Below are 19,759 nucleotides of genomic sequence, written 5' to 3'. Positions count from 1 at the left end.
TTTACGTAAGTTCGTCAACGCGCGTCGCAGGCAGCGAACGAGAACGCGACATCCGTGCTCTAATCACCCCTGCCGTATCAAACAACCAATACAGCAGTTTTGCCAACACCAAGCAGGCGCCAAAAATCAGGCAGAAGAACACCACGCGTGAAACGAATGAATCCACACCTTCACGCGCCAATACAATCATGTTGAACACCGCGCCGAAACAAAAGCCTTGTAAAATAGCGGCTTTATAGCGGTTTTCCTCATTGCGCCCCAGCTCATACAGCCAGTCGAACCACTTAATGATCAGCCCCACCATCACGGCACCGAGAGGAATAAACAGCGCGCCCCCCATCACCACCAGTGAACCGATCAAGGTCGGTGAAATGGCCAGCCCGGAATAATTCTCCAAGACTTCCCACGTGAAGTAGTTAGCGGTATTCAGCACCATGTCAGGCCGCCCCGGCCACAGCCAAGAGGGAATAAACACATAGAAATCGCGAATGATCGGTGCCAGCCCCTGGAACTCAATCTTGTCGTAGTTTTGCAACAACAGCGCTAAATTCTCCCACGGCGAGAAGGTATCGCGCGTCAGATAAAGGAAGGTGTAGAACGCCTCGGCACCACTCACATCCAGGCTATAACGCTTCAACGCCAGCCAAAACATACCGACAATGCCGAAAACCCCGGCCGCCACCAGCATCCACAGCGTGATCCAACCGCGGACGATGCCAATAAACAAAAACAGGGCAAAGGCGATGATGATATTAGCGCGCGTACCGCCCACAATCACGTAGGTCAGGATGCCAAACGACACGGTAGCCACAAGGAAAAAGAACCACGCGCGCTTATCCTGCTTGAGGAAGTACACTACCAACATGGCGGGAATGAAGAAGTAGAAGAAACGTTTGAGCGCGACGCCAGAAACACCACTGGAAAATATCTGGCTGTAGGAATTCAGCTTAAACAGCAAAAAACCGTTCTGCATGAAAAAGATACCAACGGTAGCCATCGCCACCAAAGCCAACAGTATCCACGTCAGATTGGTTTCTACACGGTTCATCGTGAACACCGGCTTGCGCGGCTGGCTGCTGCGTTTACGCAGTCGGGTTTTGTAACTGATGTAGTAAATCGCGTAAAAGCCGGTGGCGGACAGCATGGCGTACAGCAGGAATTCAACGGGTACGATAGCCACATCAAACTGGAAAACCAGTAAACCGCTTAACGGAAGGCCGAAATAGAAGGTCAGTAAATACAATACCGAAAAGAACACGTTGAAGTTAAAGCGAACGCGCCGAAACTCCTGATAGGTCAGCGTAAGAATAAACACCAAGCCGATCAGATATACGATAAACAGGCCGCCAAATTGCGCCAGCGTCATGGTGTTTCCCCCGCCGCTAACGCTAATGCCTGCTGCCAACCCTCAATATAGTTGGGATTGAAGAAAGCAATATCCTGTTTATTGACCAACACCAGTTGGCGCTGTGCTTCACGCACCACCGTTTCATCGAGGGAGTCACCGTAAAACAACACGGGCAGGTGCTGCTCTGCCAGATCCTGCCAAAACGGATTTTGACGACTGAGAACAAATGGCACGCCGAATTGAATCAACAGACACAGCGTGCCAATCCCCTGCTGGCGGTCAAAAATAAAGTACCCCAGATCGCATTGACGCAGAATGGCCAGGTAGTCATCAAACGCCACCTGCTGCGTCAACAGTTGCAGATTCTCACCGAACAATGGCAGACCCGCGGCCCGCACCTGCTCAATGTACGCCTCGTTATTCGCCGGATAACCCATCGGCACGATCACCCGCACCTCTGCGCCAAACTGCTGATGAATCGCCGTCAGCGCTTCGATATGGCGGTTGGTGCGGTCGCCAGAGTTACCGACAAGAATCGTCATCGGCTCAGCCGCGCTTCTTTCCACCTCAAGATCGGTTAACGCCGGATCCATACGCGTCGGAAAATACAGCAACGATGCAGGAACGCGCGCATGACGCTGTTGATAATGAATCAGGTCGCCACGGGTGGCAAACACATGCCCAACCCGCCCCTGCGCAATACGCCGCAGCAGGTAGAACAAGCGAAACTTCCAACTGGTGGCGTTCTCGTACAGATCGGCCCCCCAGATATGCCAACTCACCTGTTTTGGCTTTATTTTACCGCTCAGCAGCGCCAGCCACAGGGTTGGGTTGAATTGACCATGCCAGAAGAAACGGACGTCACGATCGGCGGCGGCACGGGCAATGACCGCCTGCGCCAGACTTTTTTTATCCGGATAGGCGTCAATCGTCAACGCAGGGAACTGCCCTAACGCAGCGACATCCTTCGCCGCGACCATAAAATGGCCGATCTGCTGAGACGGCAGGCGGTCTGCCAACACGTCGTTAAAGAAGCGCAGCACCGTCTGATTATGATGAGGGATATCAGATCCCAGTACGTGAATCAGTATGGTCATACTCGTCTACGATAAAGAATGAATACCAGGCTACACAGCGTGAAATACACGATGTAAGTGGCCATATAGGCTTGAGCCGCGCCCAACGCCCCGTGAAGCGGGATCAACCAATGTGCGAACAGCGTCAACAACAGGAACTGGCTGACTTCGGTCAGGATATAAAAGCGTAGTGACGCTTTGGCGATCACCAGATAACCAAACACATACGCGCCAACCTTCAGCACATCCCCCACCAGTTGCCAGGCGAACAGATCGCGCATGGCGATAAACTTGTCTGAGAATAGCAACCAAATGGCGAAATCGCGCAGCAGCCAAACGGTTAAGCTCGCGGCGGCCACCGCTGGCAGCACAAACTTCAATGCGCGTACGATTTCATTAGCAATCGCACCTTTGTCGGTTAAGCGCGACAGCGTCGGCAACAAATAGACGGTAAATGACGCAGTAATAAACTGCAGGTAAGCATCGGAAATACTGCTCACCCCCTGCCAAATACCGACCTCATCCCAGCTATAATGCGTCGCCAACAGGTTACGCATCATGACATACGCCACCGGCAGCGTCACAGCCGTGATCAGTGCCATCACGGTGAACTTGCCCAGATGGCTGGCCAACGCCTTATCCCAAGCTAACGCCAGGTAGCGCAGTGGCAAGGTTTTACGCCGCCACAGCAAGATACCGGCAGGCAACACCACCAAGGCGGGCACCAAAGCCAAGCCGGCCAATGCCCCCTCGTAGCCGCCCAATTTAAAGCTTAATACAAAAGCCACGACGCCAATCAGGCTACCGCCGATCACCGCCAGCGCATTGCCCATCGCATCGCGATAGCCTTTAAGAATCGCTAAAAACAGGTTGGCATAGGCGATACCCATTTGGATAAACGCGACCGCACGCACCACGTTAACGTATTGCGTATGGCCAAACAGCCCAATACTGATCGGCTGCGCCGCAAACAGGAATACCAGCGCCAACAGAGTCGAGAACCCCAGCACAATACTCGACGCCGTGCCCACCGCCATGCGCAAACGCTGCGGGTCCTGATGATATTCCGCCACATATTTGGTGATACCGTTGAAAATGCCCGCACCAGACAGTACGCCAAGCACGGTAATCAACTGACGAAAATTCCCCGCTTGCCCGACACCGCTGGGGCCAAAGGTCACCGCTAATAACTTCACCACCAACAGCCCCACGCCGATTTTTATCAACGTAGAGCCGGCGGTCCAAATCGATGCTTTTGCTAGCGACATGTTAAGCGAAGAAGCTCAGGATGGTGCTGATCACCGTGCGCTGATTGACCTCAGACAGGTTGTAGAACAGCGGCAAACGCACCAAGCGCTCACTTTCTTTACTGGTGAAGCGATCGTCACCGGCAAAGCGGCCAAACTTCTCTCCGGCCGGGCAGGCATGCAGCGGAATGTAATGGAAGACCGACATAATCTCGGCTTCTTTCAGATAATCGATAAACGCCGTACGATCTTGCATGTCACGCAGCTTAATGTAGAACATATGCGCGTTGTGCACGCAGCCCTGCGGAATGGCCGGTAAATCAATACGCCCGGCGGCAGCAAGTGGTTTGAACGCATCGTAATAACCCTGCCACAGCGCCAAACGGCGCTGGTTGATGCGCTCCGCCGCCTCCAACTGTGCCCACAGATAAGCCGCCTGCAGATCGGACATTAAATAGCTGGAACCGATATCACGCCAGGTATATTTATCCACCTGACCACGGAAAAACTGGCTGCGATTCGTGCCTTTCTCACGCACAATCTCCGCCCGGTCAATCAGCGACGGATCGTTGATCAAGGTTGCGCCACCCTCACCACCCGCCGTGTAGTTTTTGGTTTCATGGAAACTGAACGCACCGATATGGCCGATGGTGCCTAACGCTTTGCCCTTATAGGTGGACATCACGCCCTGCGCCGCATCTTCCACCACGAACAGATCGTATTTCTTCGCCAGCGCCATAATGGTGTCCATTTCGCAGGCCACACCCGCGTAATGGACCGGCACGATGGCACGCGTTTTATCGGTGATTGCCGCTTCGATTTTGCTTTCATCGATGTTCATGGTGTCAGGGCGAACATCAACAAACACAATCGTCGCCCCGCGCAGTACAAAAGCATTCGCCGTGGAAACAAACGTAAAGCTCGGCATGATCACTTCATCACCCGGCTTGATATCCAGCAAAATGGCGGCCATCTCTAAAGAGGCGGTGCAAGACGGGGTTAATAGCACTTTGGGGCAGGCAAAATGCTGTTCCATCCATTGCTGACAGCGGCGGGTAAAACCGCCGTCGCCGCACAGTTTGCCGCTGCTCATCGCGGCCTGCATATAGTCAAGTTCAGTGCCGACAACCGGTGGTGCATTAAATGGAATCATGTTTTCCTCGGTATAACCAATACGCGGTGCTTTCAATCGCAGCACCGTGCCGTTGATAGAGCCGTAGCGCGGCTATATTACTGATTTGTGTCGCCACCCAGAGGCGTTGCAACCGTTGCTGGCGGCACCAAGCGATTGCCGCAGCCATAAGCTGCCCGCCCATACCTTGCCCCTTGGCCCCTGGGAACGCGGCTAATAGGCCAATGCGCGCCTGTTGCTGGCCGATATCACGCAGGCTGACAAAACCGCTCGGCTGTCCGGCAGCGTTTAGCGCCAGCAGGCATTGATGATCAAACGTGCCCAATACGGCTTTCTCAATCCAGGTGGCGTAAAAGCGCCCACTGTCCTGCTCGGCATACCACGGCGCACGAAAACGGCTCGCGGAGAACACGCGCGCCGCCGCTGCCTGAAGTGCAGGAATATCTTCCGGCACAGCGACCCGAAATAATGGCTCCTGATGGGAAGCACGTTCCGTGCCAACCTGTAGCGACAGATCAACTTCCCCTTCCACCAGACGAAAGCCATATCGGGCTAATGCATCGGCTAAATCTACACGGGCAGCGGGTATTTTGGCCTGTACCAACGCGAAAGCGTCTAACGCGTCCGTGGTGAGCACAGGCGCAGCGGCATCGAAATGCAGCCTAGCGCTATTCAGCTGGAAGTATTCACTTTCCCAATCCAGCGGTTCAATATTGGCGTGGACGGACATGCAATAAATCCAGTAAATATTGACCATAACCGGTTTTAGCCAACGCCTGCGCGGCGCGTCTGACCCCCTCGTCGTCTAACCAACCGTTGCGCCAAGCGATCTCTTCCAAACAGGCAATTTTGAAACCTTGACGCTTCTCGACCGTTTGCACAAAGGTGCTGGCCTCGATCAGGCTGTCATGGGTTCCCGTATCCAGCCAGGCAAATCCACGCCCTAACAGTTCGACGTTCAGTTCGCCCCGCTCCATGTACATTTGGTTAATCGTGGTAATTTCTAACTCGCCGCGCGGTGAAGGCTTAACCTGCTTGGCGAACTCAACCACTTGATGATCATAGAAATATAACCCGGTCACCGCCCAATTAGACTTCGGCTTCTCTGGCTTTTCTTCAATCGACAAAGCGCGGAAGTCATCGTCGAATTCCACTACGCCAAAACGCTCGGGGTCCATCACCTGATAACCGAATACCGTCGCGCCCTGATTGCGCGCCACCACATTTTTCAGTTTCGGGCTAAATCCCTGACCAAAATAGATGTTATCGCCCAATACCAGACAACAGGGTTCACCGGCGATAAACGCTTCGCCGATCAGAAATGCCTGTGCTAATCCGTCTGGGCTTGGCTGCTCGGCATAACTGAGATTGATGCCAAACTCTGCACCGCTGCCTAACAAACGGCGAAACGAGGGTAAATCTTCCGGCGTGGAAATGATCAGAATGTCACGAATCCCGGCCAGCATCAGCACTGACAACGGGTAGTAAATCATCGGTTTATCATAAATAGGGAGTAACTGCTTAGACACGCCACGGGTGATGGGATGCAGACGCGTTCCTGAGCCACCGGCGAGAATAATACCTTTCATTGTATCCTCCTGAACTGGCGATAAGACGCGCGGCAACCCGCAGCGTCTTATCGGTATGAGGTTATTGGCTCAGGCCCAGACGTTCGCCGGTATAGGAGCCATCCTGTACACGGCGCCACCAGGTTTCATTGGCAAGATACCAGGCGACAGTTTTACGGATGCCGCTCTCAAAGGTTTCCTGCGGTCGCCAGCCCAGCTCACGCTCAATTTTGCCCGCATCGATCGCATAGCGCATGTCGTGGCCCGGACGGTCTTTAACGTAAACGATCAGATCGCGGTAATGCGCAACGCCCTGTGGTTTGTTCGGTGCCAACTGTTCCAGCAACGCACACAGGGTTTCCACCACCTCAATATTTTTACGCTCATTGTGGCCACCGATATTGTAGGTTTCCCCCACTTTCCCTTCGGTGACGACCTGATAGAGCGCTCGGGCATGATCCTCAACAAATAGCCAATCACGCACCTGCGCACCGTTGCCGTATACCGGCAGCGGTTTACCGGCAATCGCGTTGAGTATCACCAGCGGAATCAATTTTTCAGGAAAGTGATAAGGGCCGTAATTGTTGGAACAGTTGGTGATCAACGTTGGCAAGCCGTAAGTGCGCAGCCAAGCGCGCACCAGATGGTCACTGGACGCTTTGGAGGCGGAATAGGGGCTGCTCGGCGCATAGGGCGTCGTTTCAGTGAACAGATCGTCGGTGCCGTGCAGATCGCCATACACTTCATCGGTGGAAATGTGATGAAAACGGAAATCCTGCTGCCGTGGTGCCGCCAGTTGCTGCCAATAATGGCGTGCCGCTTCGAGCAGAGTATACGTGCCAACCACGTTGGTTTCGATGAACGCAGCCGGGCCGTCGATCGAACGGTCAACATGGCTTTCTGCTGCCAGATGCATCACCTTGTCCGGCTGGTATTGGGCAAAGACCCGATCCAACGCGGCGCGATCGCAAATATCTACCTGCTCAAACGCATAGCGATCGCTGTCAGCGACCGCCGCCAGCGACTCCAGATTACCGGCATAGGTGAGCTTATCGACCACCACCACGCTGTCCGTCGTCGCACCGATGATATGTCTTACAACCGCCGAGCCAATAAAACCCGCGCCGCCGGTGATCAGAATACGTCTCAACGCCAGACTCCTTTGGTATCAACTACCCAAGGTTGTTTAATGCTTTCAGGCAGGATGGCCTTGAACTCTTGGTGATCGACCAGCATCACCAGCACATCCGCCTGCTGCAACGCACTGGCGATGTCTTTGAGCGTAACATGGCCCGCCAGTGATTTTGGCAAGTGGTCTACGTTTGGCTCGACGACTAACGTTTCGCCCTGATGCCATTCGGCAATCAGATGTGCCACTTCTACCGCCGGGCTTTCACGCAGATCATCGATATTAGGCTTAAACGCCAGACCGAAACAGGCGATCTTCACTTCAGACGCGCGCTTGTCGGTCGCTGCCAGACAATCTGCTACCGCGGCTTTCACCCGATCGACGACCCATAAAGGTTTGCCGTCATTCACCAAGCGCGCGGTGTGAATCAAACGCGCCTGCTGTGGATTCTGCGATACGATAAACCACGGATCGACCGCGATGCAGTGCCCACCCACGCCCGGCCCCGGCTGCAGGATGTTGACGCGTGGATGGCGGTTCGCCAGACGAATCAGTTCCCAAACGTTGATCCCTTGCTCAGCGCAAATCAGCGACAGTTCATTGGCAAAAGCAATGTTGACATCACGGAAGCTGTTCTCGGTCAGTTTGCACATCTCAGCGGTACGCGAGTTGGTGATCACGCAGTCGCCTTCAAGGAAAATTTTGTACAGCGCACTGGCACGCTCGGAACATTTTGGCGTCATACCGCCAATCACGCGGTCATTTTGGATCAGTTCAACCATCACCTGCCCCGGCAGCACGCGCTCTGGACAATAAGCGATGTTCACGTCGGCAGCTTCACCGGCATCCTGCGGGAAGCTCAGGTCGCTGCGTGCTTCAGCCAGCCACTGCGCCATTTGTTCGGTAGCCCCCACCGGCGAGGTGGACTCCAAGATCACCAAATCACCCTTTTTCAGCACTGGCGCCAATGATTTTGCCGCTGCTTCAACATAGGCCAAATCCGGTTCATGGTCGCCTTTAAAAGGCGTGGGTACCGCGATCAGGAAAGCATCAGCCGCCAACGGCTTTGTCACCGCTTGCAGATATCCGCCATCCACCGCTTCTTTAACCACGCTGTCCAAGTCCGGTTCTACGATATGAATCGCCCCACCGTTAATGGTATCCACAGCATGTTGGTTAACATCTACGCCTACCACTTTTTTCTTGCGGGAAGCAAACGCCGCAGCCGTTGGCAAGCCGATATAGCCCAGACCGATAACTGAAATAGTGTCAAAACTCATAGTGTCACCTGATGATTCTTTAAAGCTTCGAGGATTCGTTGACAGGCATGCCCGTCACCGTATGGGTTGTGCGCCCGACTCATCTCGTGATATTCATTTTCGTCCGTTAGCAAGCGAGTCACGGCATCAACGATGGTCTCCACGTCGGTGCCCACCAAGCGCACCGTGCCCGCATCCACCGCTTCCGGTCGCTCGGTGGTTTCACGCATGACCAGTACCGGTTTGCCCAACGACGGTGCTTCTTCTTGAATGCCGCCGGAATCGGTCAGGATTATCGTAGAATGGGCCATCAGATAAACAAAGGGCAGGTAATCCTGTGGGTCAATAAGAATAATATTGCTCACATTTTTCAGTATGCGATTCACGGGTTCGCTGACGTTCGGGTTAAGATGCACCGGATAAACCACCTGAACATCAGGATGCCGGCGAGCAATCTCCGCCAACGCACTGCAAATACGCTCAAAACCGCCGCCAAAACTTTCACGCCGATGACCCGTCACTAAAATCAGCTTTTTACTGACATCAAGGAAGGGATAGCGCTGCGCCAGGCTGTCACGCAATGGCACGTCGTTCATTACGCGGTCGCGTACCCAGAACAAAGCGTCGATCACCGTATTCCCGGTAACAAAGATATGGTTGTCCGGCACTGATTCACGCAGCAAATTCTGGCGCGAATTTTCGGTCGGCGCAAAATGGAACATCGCCAAATGGCCGGTTAACTTGCGGTTAGCTTCTTCCGGCCACGGCGAGTAGAGATCGCCGGTGCGCAGACCCGCCTCAACATGCCCCACCGGAATACGTTGATAAAATGCCGCCAGACTGGTCGCCAGTGTGGTGGTCGTATCACCATGCACCAACACCACATCCGGTTTGAACTCTTCAAGTACGCCCTTTAAACCCTCCAGAATACGGCAGGTGATCTCACTCAACCCTTGACCAGGCTTCATGATGTTCAGATCGTAATCTGGAACGATGTCAAATAACCGTAATACTTGATCCAACATCTCACGATGCTGTGCCGTTACGCAGACTCTTGATTCAAAGGCGTCATCCTTAGCCAAAGCATGAACCAATGGTGCCATTTTGATGGCTTCAGGCCTGGTGCCGAAAACAGTCAACACTTTCACAGCGAATCTCTTTTGGTCGGTTAATCGCAGGCGTACCTGCAAAGTGGGCGCATTCGCGCCCATCAACAATCTATTATCGTGGTTTTAATTACGTGACCGACGCGCCAAGGCAACACCGGCACCTACCAGTGCCCCCATTGCGCCCCACACTATCAGCCAGAGAACCCGCCTTGGGCTATCACGCTTGACCGGCTCTTCGGGGGTGCGCAAATAACGATAAGTCTGGAATTTATTATCCAGCGTTGGCCCAACGTTCAACGTGCCCAACATGGCACGGTTTTGATAGTAATCCAGATCGTAGCTTGGGCCAGAAGCCTGTAAACCTTCCAACCGAGCCTGCAACATTGGCTTGCCTAGCAAGAACAGATCGGAATCGGGCAACTGTTCAACGGGTGTATCGGTCTGCGACCGCTTGATACCCTGCCGATCAGCAATTTTCAACGCCTGTTGTACGGTATTGTATTGGCGTTTGTATACCGCTTCCGCCACCGCTTCCTGGCGCTTGACCTGCGCCTTCATCGAGGAGGTACGCGCCGCCCACGCGCCTTGAATCTCCGCATTCAAATGTAACGCAGCGCGATGGCTGGCGAACGCGATATACTCGCGTAACAAGCGGTTAGCATCCGGCGCCGTTTCTGCCGTTAACTTAACACCATCGTTCGGCGCTTTTTTATCATCCCGCGCCGTGAACTGAATATTGGCAATCAGATCGTCGAGCAGTGCCGCATCCGCCCGCGCCTCACCTTCCTGGCGCTGCGCGTAATACTCACTCTGCAGCCAGAAGTCTCGCCGGGTATCATACGCCGCCAGCTGCATGACAAACTCTTTATAAGCCGCATCGGCAATGCTCGGTTGGTCAGACGACACCGCAGGCATCGTACGCACATCCAGATTGCGCAGGAACTGCTGCTGGGAGTAATACCCGCCCAGCGCGTTAACCGTTGGACTGTCGGTGATCGCGGTCGCACTCCATTCCTGCTTCACCAAGTAGGAAACGCTCAGCGCCACGGCAGCAAACAACGCGGCAATACCGATAATCCATGCTTTGCCACGCCATAGGGTACGACACAAGCCTCGAATATCGAGTTCGTTATCCACCGCCGAGTTGTTGTTGTCAGACATCGTTTCTAAACCTCTATTAAGGTACTTTCTGGCCGTCATTAGAACGCCGTAACCGGCGCTTGATGCGCTTAATGTAACGCGCGACACGCCAGGCGCGTTTAATGCAATAACCGTAGAAGAAGAAAGCAAGCAAAAACAGTGCCAACATGAACCATTCAGGGATAAAACTTAACCACTCACCCATCACACCGATCGCAGCCAAAATGGCGGCGGCCAAAGTAATCAGCACAAAAGCCTGGCGTGGCGTGAAGCCTGCCCGCATGATCAAATGATGGATGTGCTGCCGGTCAGGCGAGAAGGGGCTCATTCCTTTGCGCAAGCGACGATACATAATGGCGATCATGTCCATCAGCGGAATAGCAATAATCCATAATGCTGTGACCGGCTTGATCGGATGGCTCGGGCCTTGGGAGCTTTGCAATAACAGCCAGATAGCGGTAAAACCAATCAGGGTACTCCCCGCATCCCCCATGAACACTTTATAGCGTCGGCCTAGAATGCCAAGGTTTAGCAGAATGTAAGGAACTATCGCCGCCAGCATCGCGAAACACCAGAAGGCCAGATCGGTATAGCCACTTTCGTACAACAGCACCCCCAGTGCGCCGAATGACACACAGGAAAGCCCGCCGAGCAGGCCATCAATACCATCCACCATATTGAACGCGTTAATCGCGGCCCATACGGCAAACAGCGTAACCAGATAACCAAACGGCCCCAGCAACATTTCCCAGTTGCCGAACACATAGCCAAAACTATGCAGATAAAGACCAGCAAAGGCCATCATGACGATGCCGACAAAGGCCTGGATGGTCGCACGAATTTTAACGCTAATGTCAAAACGGTCGTCCAGCGCCCCCACAAACACTAAAACCCCCGCACAGGCGAGGTACAGTTTTCCATGCGCAATCGTTTGTTCGGAAATAAGGAAGGCAAAACACAGGCCTGCGTAGACAGAAATACCGCCAACGAGAGGAATCAATCCCTGATGACGTTTCCGGTAATTTGGCTTATCGACCAAACCTATTCGCTTTGCCACCTTGCGAGCAACAAACAAAAATGCCAAAGAAAACAGGAAAACAAATAAGATTTCAGTACTCATAGTGAGTAAATTCACAGTTAACAGATCTCTCTTGAGGATGAGGTAGCTTATCATGGCCGGAAATTTGCACCATAAATCCCCACTACCTTTCGGTCATTTCCTATGACGACAGGAATACAGTCTTATTGAAATCCCACTTAATACATGCTGTGCGTAAGTGAAACACCGATAACTCTCGCAATAAGCTGGATTCACCGTAAGTCGTAAGAAGAACTTACATTCCATTTCTGCCGTGTATCGTATCCGCCAAAAGCAAAAAACGCCACGACTAGGCGTGGCGTTCTTTGAAATTTTTCTGAATTTATGAACGTTTCATCATATCGAAAAACTCATCATTGGTTTTCGTCATCGCCAACTTATTGATGAGGAACTCCATCGCATCGATTTCGCCCATTGGGTGAATAATCTTACGCAGGATCCACATTTTCTGCAGTTCTTCAGACGTGGTGAGCAACTCTTCTTTACGGGTACCTGAACGGTTGTAGTCAATGGCCGGGAATACGCGTTTTTCGGCAATTTTACGTGCCAAATGCAATTCCATGTTGCCGGTACCTTTAAACTCTTCGTAAATAACCTCATCCATTTTTGAACCGGTATCCACCAACGCCGTCGCGATAATTGTCAGGCTGCCGCCCTCTTCCACGTTACGCGCCGCGCCGAAGAAGCGTTTTGGACGGTGCAAGGCATTGGCATCCACACCACCGGTCAGGACCTTACCGGAAGCGGGCACGACGGTGTTATAAGCACGCGCCAGACGAGTAATGGAGTCAAGCAAGATGATCACGTCTTTCTTGTGTTCAACCAGGCGCTTAGCCTTCTCGATCACCATTTCCGCAACCTGCACGTGGCGGGAAGCAGGCTCATCGAACGTAGACGCAACCACTTCACCTTTAACCAGACGCTGCATCTCGGTCACTTCTTCCGGACGTTCGTCGATCAGCAATACCATCAGCACACAATCCGGGTGATTGTAGGCGATGCTTTGCGCGATGTTCTGCAACAGCATGGTTTTACCGGCTTTCGGCGGTGCAACAATCAGACCACGCTGACCACGACCGATCGGTGAGGCCAGATCCAGTACGCGGGCGGTTAAGTCTTCAGTAGAGCCGTTACCGCGCTCCATACGTAAACGAGAGTTCGCATGCAGCGGGGTCAAGTTTTCGAACAGGATTTTGCTGCGCGCATTTTCCGGTTTGTCGTAGTTAACTTCATTAACTTTCAACAGGGCAAAATAGCGCTCGCCTTCTTTTGGCGGTCGAATCTTACCGGCGATGGTGTCGCCTGTACGGAGGTTGAAACGGCGGATTTGGCTAGGGGATACATAGATGTCGTCGGGACCGGCGAGGTAGGAGCTGTCAGCAGAGCGGAGGAAACCAAATCCATCCTGCAATATCTCCAGTACGCCGTCGCCGAAGATATCTTCTCCACTTTTCGCGTGTTGCTTAAGAATAGAGAAGATAATGTCCTGCTTACGCAGACGGGCAAGGTTTTCCAGCCCCATATTTTCGCCGAGAGTAATCAGCTCAGAAACCGGCGTATTCTTTAATTCGGTAAGATTCATAGTGGTGGGTTCTTAAACTCGGGGTATGTCTCGAACTTATAACGTGAATGGTATGGCAGCGTGATATACCCGTCATCGGGGTATTCGTGCCTGTTAACTGGACGTTCGATCACCGTGCCACAGAGCTGTCATGGTAAGAAATGGCTTACGTCGGACGCGCACATTGGTGGTTTAAGATCGAAGGTACCTTAAAATTGATTTTGCATAACCGTTTGATTGTCAAAACCTTGATTGTCAAAACACGGGCTGATTCAGTTTAGTGATAACGCCAATGGTTCAACACAGAGTAACGCTTTAGATTCAAACTCTTTAGATTTAAAACTTCGGGCAAGTTCTATATGCAGTATGGTTAAACTTAACACGCTTCTTGGCAGGCGTCTACACCCTTCGTACTTGAAGCTTCGCAGTTAACGCTGTGCGATCGCCGGCACTTGACGTTAGAGAACACGCACTGGCCACCTGGCGACATAACCCGTGACGTTGGGTCAGGCGGTGAGCATCCCCACCGTGCGCCTGACCCGGGGCATCCCGCCCGATTAGAGATTCGCGTTCAGGAAATCTGTAAGCTGACCTTTGGACAACGCGCCGACCTTGGTCGCTGCCACTTCACCATTTTTGAACAACAACAGCGTTGGGATACCACGGATACCGAACTTCGGTGCTGTCGCCGGGTTCTCGTCGATGTTGAGTTTGCTGACCGTTAATTTACCGTCGAACTCTTCGGCAATTTCGTTCAGAATCGGAGCAATCATCTTGCACGGACCACACCACTCAGCCCAGAAGTCGACCAAGATTGGCCCTTCGGTCTGCAAGACTTCGGTAGCAAAGCTGTCGTCTGTCAGGTGAATAATTTTATCGCTCATGTTCTACTCCACAGGATTATGTCTACCTTGTTGGTGTAGCATCAACCAACTCAAGGTGATTTTATTTCACCGCGTTTATTTCAACGGATGTGCTTTCGTAAAGCAATAGTTAGCTGATATTCTACCACACTATGAGCAAAACACACTTGACCGAACAGAAGTTTTCCGACTTCGCCCTGCACCCGTTAGTCCTTGAAGCCCTTGAAAAAAAAGGGTTTCACAATTGCACGCCTATTCAGGCGTTAGCATTGCCGCTCACGCTCTCTGGGCGTGACGTTGCAGGTCAGGCGCAAACCGGTACCGGAAAGACGCTGGCATTTTTAGCGTCTACGTTTCATTATCTGCTTTCCCACCCGGCGAAACAGGATCGCCAAACCAACCAACCGCGAGCCCTAATCATGGCGCCAACGCGTGAGCTGGCGGTACAGATCCACTCAGATGCGCAAGGTCTATCCCAGTCCACCGGGCTGAAATTGGGTCTGGCCTACGGCGGTGACGGCTACGACAAACAGCTGAAAGTGCTGGAAAGCGGCGTTGACATTCTCATCGGCACCACTGGCCGTTTGATTGACTACGCTAAACAAAATTATATCGATCTGGGGGCTATCCAGGTTGTAGTACTCGATGAAGCCGACCGGATGTACGATCTGGGCTTTATCAAAGACATTCGCTGGCTGTTCCGCCGTATGCCTGCGGTCGATCAACGCCTGAACATGCTGTTCTCCGCCACCCTGTCTTATCGCGTACGCGAACTGGCGTTTGAACAAATGAACAACGCCGAATATGTGGAAGTTGAACCGGAACAAAAAACCGGCCACCGCATTAAAGAAGAACTGTTCTACCCGTCTAACGAAGAAAAGATGCGCCTGTTGCAGACGTTGATCGAAGAAGAGTGGCCAGATCGCGCCATCATTTTCGCCAACACCAAGCACCGCTGCGAAGATGTCTGGGGTCACTTGGCCGCTGATGGTCACCGCGTAGGCCTGCTGACCGGCGACGTGGCGCAGAAAAAACGGCTGCGCATCTTGGACGATTTTACCAAAGGCAACCTGGATATATTGGTCGCCACCGACGTGGCAGCCCGTGGCCTTCACATTCCGTTGGTCACTCACGTCTTCAACTACGATCTGCCTGATGACTGTGAAGATTATGTTCACCGCATTGGCCGTACCGGGCGTGCGGGTGAAAGTGGCCATTCCATCAGTCTGGCCTGCGAAGAATACGCACTCAACCTGCCAGCGATTGAAACCTATACTGGCCACAGTATTCCCGTGAGCAAGTACAACAGCGACGCACTGCTGACTGATTTGCCTGCGCCGAAGCGCCTTTCGCGCCCACGCGGCGGCAATGGCCCGCGCCGCAATTCATCGCCACGACGCGGCGGAGCACCCCGTAACAACCGTAAACGTTCAGGCTGATTACCCAATGAATTTCACGTTGCATCCAGACGGTAAGCTCATCCATCCTTCGGGGCTTACGTCAGTAAGTGATAGAGATGAGCGCATACCGCCAGTAACGATGCGAATTGAAAGGAAATAGGGGATAACTATGCTCAGTTCCAGCACGCTATATGCCGCCATCGATCTTGGCTCCAACAGTTTTCACATGTTGGTGGTTCGCGAGGTGGCGGGCAGTATCCAGACCTTAGCGCGGATTAAACGCAAGGTTCGCCTTGCTGCGGGGTTAGATCAGAATAACCTTCTGTCACATGATGCGATGCAGCGCGGTTGGCAGTGTCTGAAACTGTTTTCTGAGCGTTTACAGGACATCCCGCGCGCGCAAATTCGCGTAGTCGCAACCGCGACCCTGCGTTTAGCGTCGAATTCCGCGGAGTTCCTGCAAACGGCCGAAGCAATCCTCGGCTGTCCCGTGCAGGTCATCAGCGGGGAAGAAGAAGCGCGGTTGATTTATCACGGCGTGGCACACACCACCGGCGGTTCAGATCAGCGACTCGTGGTTGATATCGGGGGTGGCAGTACCGAGCTGGTAACCGGCACTGGCGCGCAGGCCGCTCAGCTTTATAGCCTGTCGATGGGGTGTGTCACTTGGCTGGAACGCTTCTTCAGCGATCGAAATCTTGGCCGGGATAATTTTGATCGTGCCGAATTGGCAGCACGGGAAATGGTGCGGCCGATTGCGTCACCGTTGCGGGCGCATGGCTGGCAAGTTTGCGTTGGCGCATCCGGCACCGTACAGGCGCTCCAAGAAATCATGGTCGCGCAAGGGATGGATGAACGCATCACCCTGCCAAAGCTGCGTCAATTGAAGCAGCGTGCGATTCAGTGCGGCAAGTTGGAAGAGCTGGAAATTGAAGGCCTGACGCTGGAACGCGCCTTGGTTTTCCCTAGTGGGCTATCGATTTTGTTGGCTATTTTCCAAGAGCTCAACATCGACAGCATGACGCTGGCCGGTGGCGCACTGCGTGAAGGGCTGGTTTACGGCATGCTGCACTTGCCGGTGGAACAGGACATTCGCAGCCGCACGATCCGTAATCTGCAACGCCGCTATCTGTTAGATACCGAGCAAGCGGCGCGCGTCAGCCAACTGGCGGTTAACTTCTCGCAACAGGTCGCCAACGAGTGGCAACTGGATGCACACTGTCGTGAGTTGTTGCATACGGCCTGTCTGCTGCATGAAATCGGCCTCAGCGTTGATTTCAAACAGGCTCCACAACATGCGGCCTACCTGATTCGCCACTTGGATCTCCCCGGCTTCACCCCCGCACAGAAAAAACTGTTAGCCACCCTGCTGCAAAATCAAAGCAATACGCTCGATTTAACGCTACTTAGCCAGCAAAATGCCGTTCCACCGCGGATGGCGCAGCATTTGTGTCGCATATTGCGCTTAGCGATTATCTTCGCCAGCCGCCGTCGTGACGACACGTTACCGGCCGTCAGATTACGCGCCAATACCCATGATGAAGCATTGCATGTCATTGTGCCGCGCGGTTGGCTGGAGCAGCACCCACTGCGCGCCGAAGCGTTAGATCAGGAAAGCCAATGGCAGAGCTATGTCCACTGGCCGTTGTTGTTGGAAGAACAGCAGTAATATGATGCGGGTTCAGCATACCGAACCCGCTCACCTCGCTTTACCCGCCGCTTTTCGCTTTCGCTAACATGGCACGAATATTTGCCACATTACTTTGCCCTTTTTGCATCCGCTCTTGCGGGCTAACCACTTTACGCTCCGATTCCCAGGCCAAATCATCCTGTGGTAATTCCAACAGAAAACGGCTCGGTTCCGGGCGCACTAACTCGCCATACTGGCGACGCTCGCGGCACAGGGTAAATGTCAGCTCTTTTTGGGCGCGTGTAATGCCAACATAGGCCAAACGTCGCTCTTCATCGACATTATCTTCATCAATACTGCTCTGATGTGGCAATAATCCCTCCTCCATGCCCACCAAGAACACATAGGGGAACTCGAGCCCTTTCGACGCATGCAGCGTCATCAGCTGTACCTGATCCAGCTCTTCTTCACTTTCCCCGCGCTCCATCATGTCACGCAAGGTAAAGCGGGTGACCACTTGGGAGAGTGTCATCGGTTCATCCAACTCGCTGCCCTCCAGCATTTCGGTCATCCAACCGAATAGCGTGTTGACGTTTTTCATCTGCATTTCGGCCGCTTTCGGGCTAGTTGCCGTCTCAAACAGCCAACTTTCATAGTCAATACCGTGGATAAGATCCCGTACCGCAGCGACCGGCTCACGTTCTGCTAATTCAGCGATCCCGTTAAGCCAAACGGTGAAACGTTGTAACGACTCTAAACCTCGCCCTTTCAGATGCTGGCTAAGCCCCAGATCAAAACTGGCATGAAACAGACTCTTATTGCGCAGGCTGGCCCATTCCCCCAATTTTTGCCGTGTCGTCGGCCCAATCTCTCGCTTTGGCGTATTCACGATACGCAAGAAAGCGCTGTCATCATCTGGGTTGGTCAAGACGCGTAAATAAGCCAACAGATCCTTGATTTCCGGCCGCGAGAAAAAGGACGTGCCGCCAGAAATCTTGTACGGGATCCGGTTCTGCATCAGCATTTTTTCGAACACCCGCGACTGGTGGTTACCACGATACAGAATGGCATAATCGCCGTACTGGGTTTTCTTGACGAAATGATGGGCGATCAATTCGCCGACCACCCGTTCAGCCTCATGATCTTCGTTATTGGCGGTCACCACCTTCAATGCTTCGCCGTAACCCAATTCAGAGAACAACCGTTTTTCGAATACATGAGGGTTATTAGCGATCAAAATATTCGCGGCTTTCAGAATACGTTCACTGGAACGGTAATTCTGTTCCAGTTTGATGACCTGCAGCGCCGGAAAGTCCTCTTTGAGCAGCACCAGATTTTGCGGCCGCGCGCCACGCCAAGAGTAAATAGACTGATCGTCATCGCCGACCACGGTAAAGCGCGCACGATTGCCCACCAACAATTTGACCAATTCATACTGACTGGTGTTAGTGTCCTGATATTCGTCCACCAACAGATAACGCAGCCGATTCTGCCAGCGCTCACGAACTTCCTCATTGCGTTGCAGCAATAACGTCGGCAGTAAGATTAAATCGTCAAAATCCAACACGTTACACGCCCGCATATGTGCGTGATACAGGCCATAACAATGTGCAAAACGTTTATCACGCTCTGAACGCGCCTGCTCCATCGCCCGCTGCGGATCGATCAGATCGTTCTTCCAGTTGGAAATCGTGGTAATCAACTGAGCCAGTAACGTTTTATCTTCCTCTAACGCTTGCTTAGTCAGCTCTTTCAGTAGCGCCAGTTGATCGCGATCGTCAAACAGCGAGAAATTAGATTTCATGTCCAACGCTTTGTATTCGCGCTTAATAATCTCCAGCCCTAACGTATGAAAGGTTGAAATCATCAGCCCGCGCGCTTCTTTTCGCCCCAGCGTTTGCGCCACGCGCTCTTTCATCTCACGCGCGGCTTTATTGGTAAAGGTCACCGCCGCAATATGGCGTGCCTGATAGCCGCAATGGTGAATCAGATGAGCGATTTTGTTGGTAATCACGCGCGTTTTACCCGACCCGGCGCCGGCTAAAACCAGGCATGGGCCAGTAACGAATTCGACGGCTTGTTGTTGGCTGGGGTTTAATCGCATGGCGTTTTTTTGCTCAACTGTCTTCACGTGGGGAGGGAAGTGTAGCAGAAAGCACCGCCAAGATTTAACCGCTAATCCCGCCGCGCGGCGTAAT

At 53.0% G+C, this 19,759-nt stretch carries 16 protein-coding genes; 2 read left to right on the top strand and 14 right to left on the bottom strand.

What is annotated here, in order from left to right; translation table 11 throughout:
- Position 1 precedes the first annotated feature (1 nt).
- The 13 genes from wzyE to trxA form a co-directional block, all read right to left on the bottom strand.
- Positions 2-1,366, bottom strand: a complete 1,365-nt coding sequence (gene wzyE, locus ACQKDS_RS06750; RefSeq protein ID WP_399667680.1) for an ECA oligosaccharide polymerase — start codon at positions 1,364-1,366, stop codon at positions 2-4.
- Complete coding sequence (locus ACQKDS_RS06745; RefSeq protein WP_399667678.1) at positions 1,363-2,445, bottom strand: TDP-N-acetylfucosamine:lipid II N-acetylfucosaminyltransferase; 1,083 nt, start codon at positions 2,443-2,445, stop codon at positions 1,363-1,365. Before ACQKDS_RS06745 ends, wzyE begins: the two co-directional genes overlap by 4 nt.
- A complete protein-coding gene (gene wzxE / locus ACQKDS_RS06740) occupies positions 2,442-3,692 on the bottom strand; it encodes a lipid III flippase WzxE (RefSeq protein WP_399667675.1) in 1,251 nt (416 codons plus the stop codon). Before wzxE ends, ACQKDS_RS06745 begins: the two co-directional genes overlap by 4 nt.
- A gap of 1 nt (position 3,693) precedes the next feature.
- On the bottom strand, positions 3,694-4,824 hold the full coding sequence (gene rffA, locus ACQKDS_RS06735) for a dTDP-4-amino-4,6-dideoxygalactose transaminase (protein ID WP_399667672.1): 1,131 nt from the start codon (positions 4,822-4,824) through the stop codon (positions 3,694-3,696).
- The gene (rffC, locus tag ACQKDS_RS06730) at positions 4,811-5,533 is read right to left on the bottom strand and encodes a dTDP-4-amino-4,6-dideoxy-D-galactose acyltransferase (RefSeq protein ID WP_399667669.1); all 723 of its coding nucleotides are present in this window, start codon (positions 5,531-5,533) and stop codon (positions 4,811-4,813) included. Before rffC ends, rffA begins: the two co-directional genes overlap by 14 nt.
- Positions 5,511-6,392, bottom strand: coding sequence for a glucose-1-phosphate thymidylyltransferase RfbA (gene rfbA / locus ACQKDS_RS06725; RefSeq protein WP_399667666.1), 882 nt, complete (start codon positions 6,390-6,392; stop codon positions 5,511-5,513). The genes rffC and rfbA overlap by 23 nt, the downstream gene beginning before the upstream one ends.
- Positions 6,393-6,453: 61 nt before the next feature.
- Entirely contained in the window at positions 6,454-7,521 is a 1,068-nt protein-coding gene (rffG, locus tag ACQKDS_RS06720; RefSeq protein WP_399667663.1) for a dTDP-glucose 4,6-dehydratase, read from the bottom strand.
- Positions 7,518-8,780, bottom strand: a complete 1,263-nt coding sequence (gene wecC, locus ACQKDS_RS06715; RefSeq protein WP_399667660.1) for a UDP-N-acetyl-D-mannosamine dehydrogenase — start codon at positions 8,778-8,780, stop codon at positions 7,518-7,520. The genes rffG and wecC overlap by 4 nt, the downstream gene beginning before the upstream one ends.
- A complete protein-coding gene (gene wecB, locus ACQKDS_RS06710) occupies positions 8,777-9,907 on the bottom strand; it encodes a non-hydrolyzing UDP-N-acetylglucosamine 2-epimerase (protein ID WP_399667657.1) in 1,131 nt (376 codons plus the stop codon). The genes wecC and wecB overlap by 4 nt, the downstream gene beginning before the upstream one ends.
- A gap of 84 nt (positions 9,908-9,991) precedes the next feature.
- Positions 9,992-11,029: an ECA polysaccharide chain length modulation protein gene (gene wzzE, locus ACQKDS_RS06705; RefSeq protein ID WP_399667654.1), complete on the bottom strand. Its 1,038-nt coding sequence runs from the start codon at positions 11,027-11,029 to the stop codon at positions 9,992-9,994.
- A 16-nt stretch (positions 11,030-11,045) separates the two neighbouring features.
- Positions 11,046-12,143 (bottom strand): UDP-N-acetylglucosamine--undecaprenyl-phosphate N-acetylglucosaminephosphotransferase, encoded by a 1,098-nt coding sequence (gene wecA, locus ACQKDS_RS06700; RefSeq protein ID WP_399667651.1) that lies wholly within the window; start codon positions 12,141-12,143, stop codon positions 11,046-11,048.
- Between the two features lie 286 nt (positions 12,144-12,429).
- The gene (gene rho / locus ACQKDS_RS06695) at positions 12,430-13,689 is read right to left on the bottom strand and encodes a transcription termination factor Rho (RefSeq protein ID WP_399667648.1); all 1,260 of its coding nucleotides are present in this window, start codon (positions 13,687-13,689) and stop codon (positions 12,430-12,432) included.
- Between the two features lie 536 nt (positions 13,690-14,225).
- A complete protein-coding gene (gene trxA, locus ACQKDS_RS06690) occupies positions 14,226-14,552 on the bottom strand; it encodes a thioredoxin TrxA (protein WP_399667645.1) in 327 nt (108 codons plus the stop codon).
- 131 nt (positions 14,553-14,683) lie between these two features.
- On the opposite strand from trxA, the gene rhlB reads away from it, so the two are divergent.
- Both rhlB and gppA read left to right on the top strand, forming a co-directional pair.
- Entirely contained in the window at positions 14,684-15,970 is a 1,287-nt protein-coding gene (rhlB, locus tag ACQKDS_RS06685) for an ATP-dependent RNA helicase RhlB (protein ID WP_399667643.1), read from the top strand.
- A 130-nt stretch (positions 15,971-16,100) separates the two neighbouring features.
- Positions 16,101-17,600 carry a guanosine-5'-triphosphate,3'-diphosphate diphosphatase gene (gene gppA / locus ACQKDS_RS06680; RefSeq protein WP_399667640.1) on the top strand — a complete coding sequence of 500 codons (1,500 nt, stop codon included), beginning with the start codon at positions 16,101-16,103 and terminating at the stop codon, positions 17,598-17,600.
- Between the two features lie 40 nt (positions 17,601-17,640).
- Here the strand turns inward: gppA and rep are convergent, their stop codons facing one another.
- Positions 17,641-19,665 (bottom strand): DNA helicase Rep, encoded by a 2,025-nt coding sequence (gene rep / locus ACQKDS_RS06675; protein ID WP_399667637.1) that lies wholly within the window; start codon positions 19,663-19,665, stop codon positions 17,641-17,643.
- Positions 19,666-19,759 lie beyond the last annotated feature (94 nt).

Origin of the sequence: Serratia sp. NPDC078593 (assembly GCF_050268245.1) — a bacterium.
In the GTDB taxonomy this organism is placed as follows: domain Bacteria; phylum Pseudomonadota; class Gammaproteobacteria; order Enterobacterales; family Enterobacteriaceae; genus JBNNGK01.
Note: the sequence above shows the minus strand (reverse complement) of the source record. Positions and strands in the feature narration are given on the sequence as shown.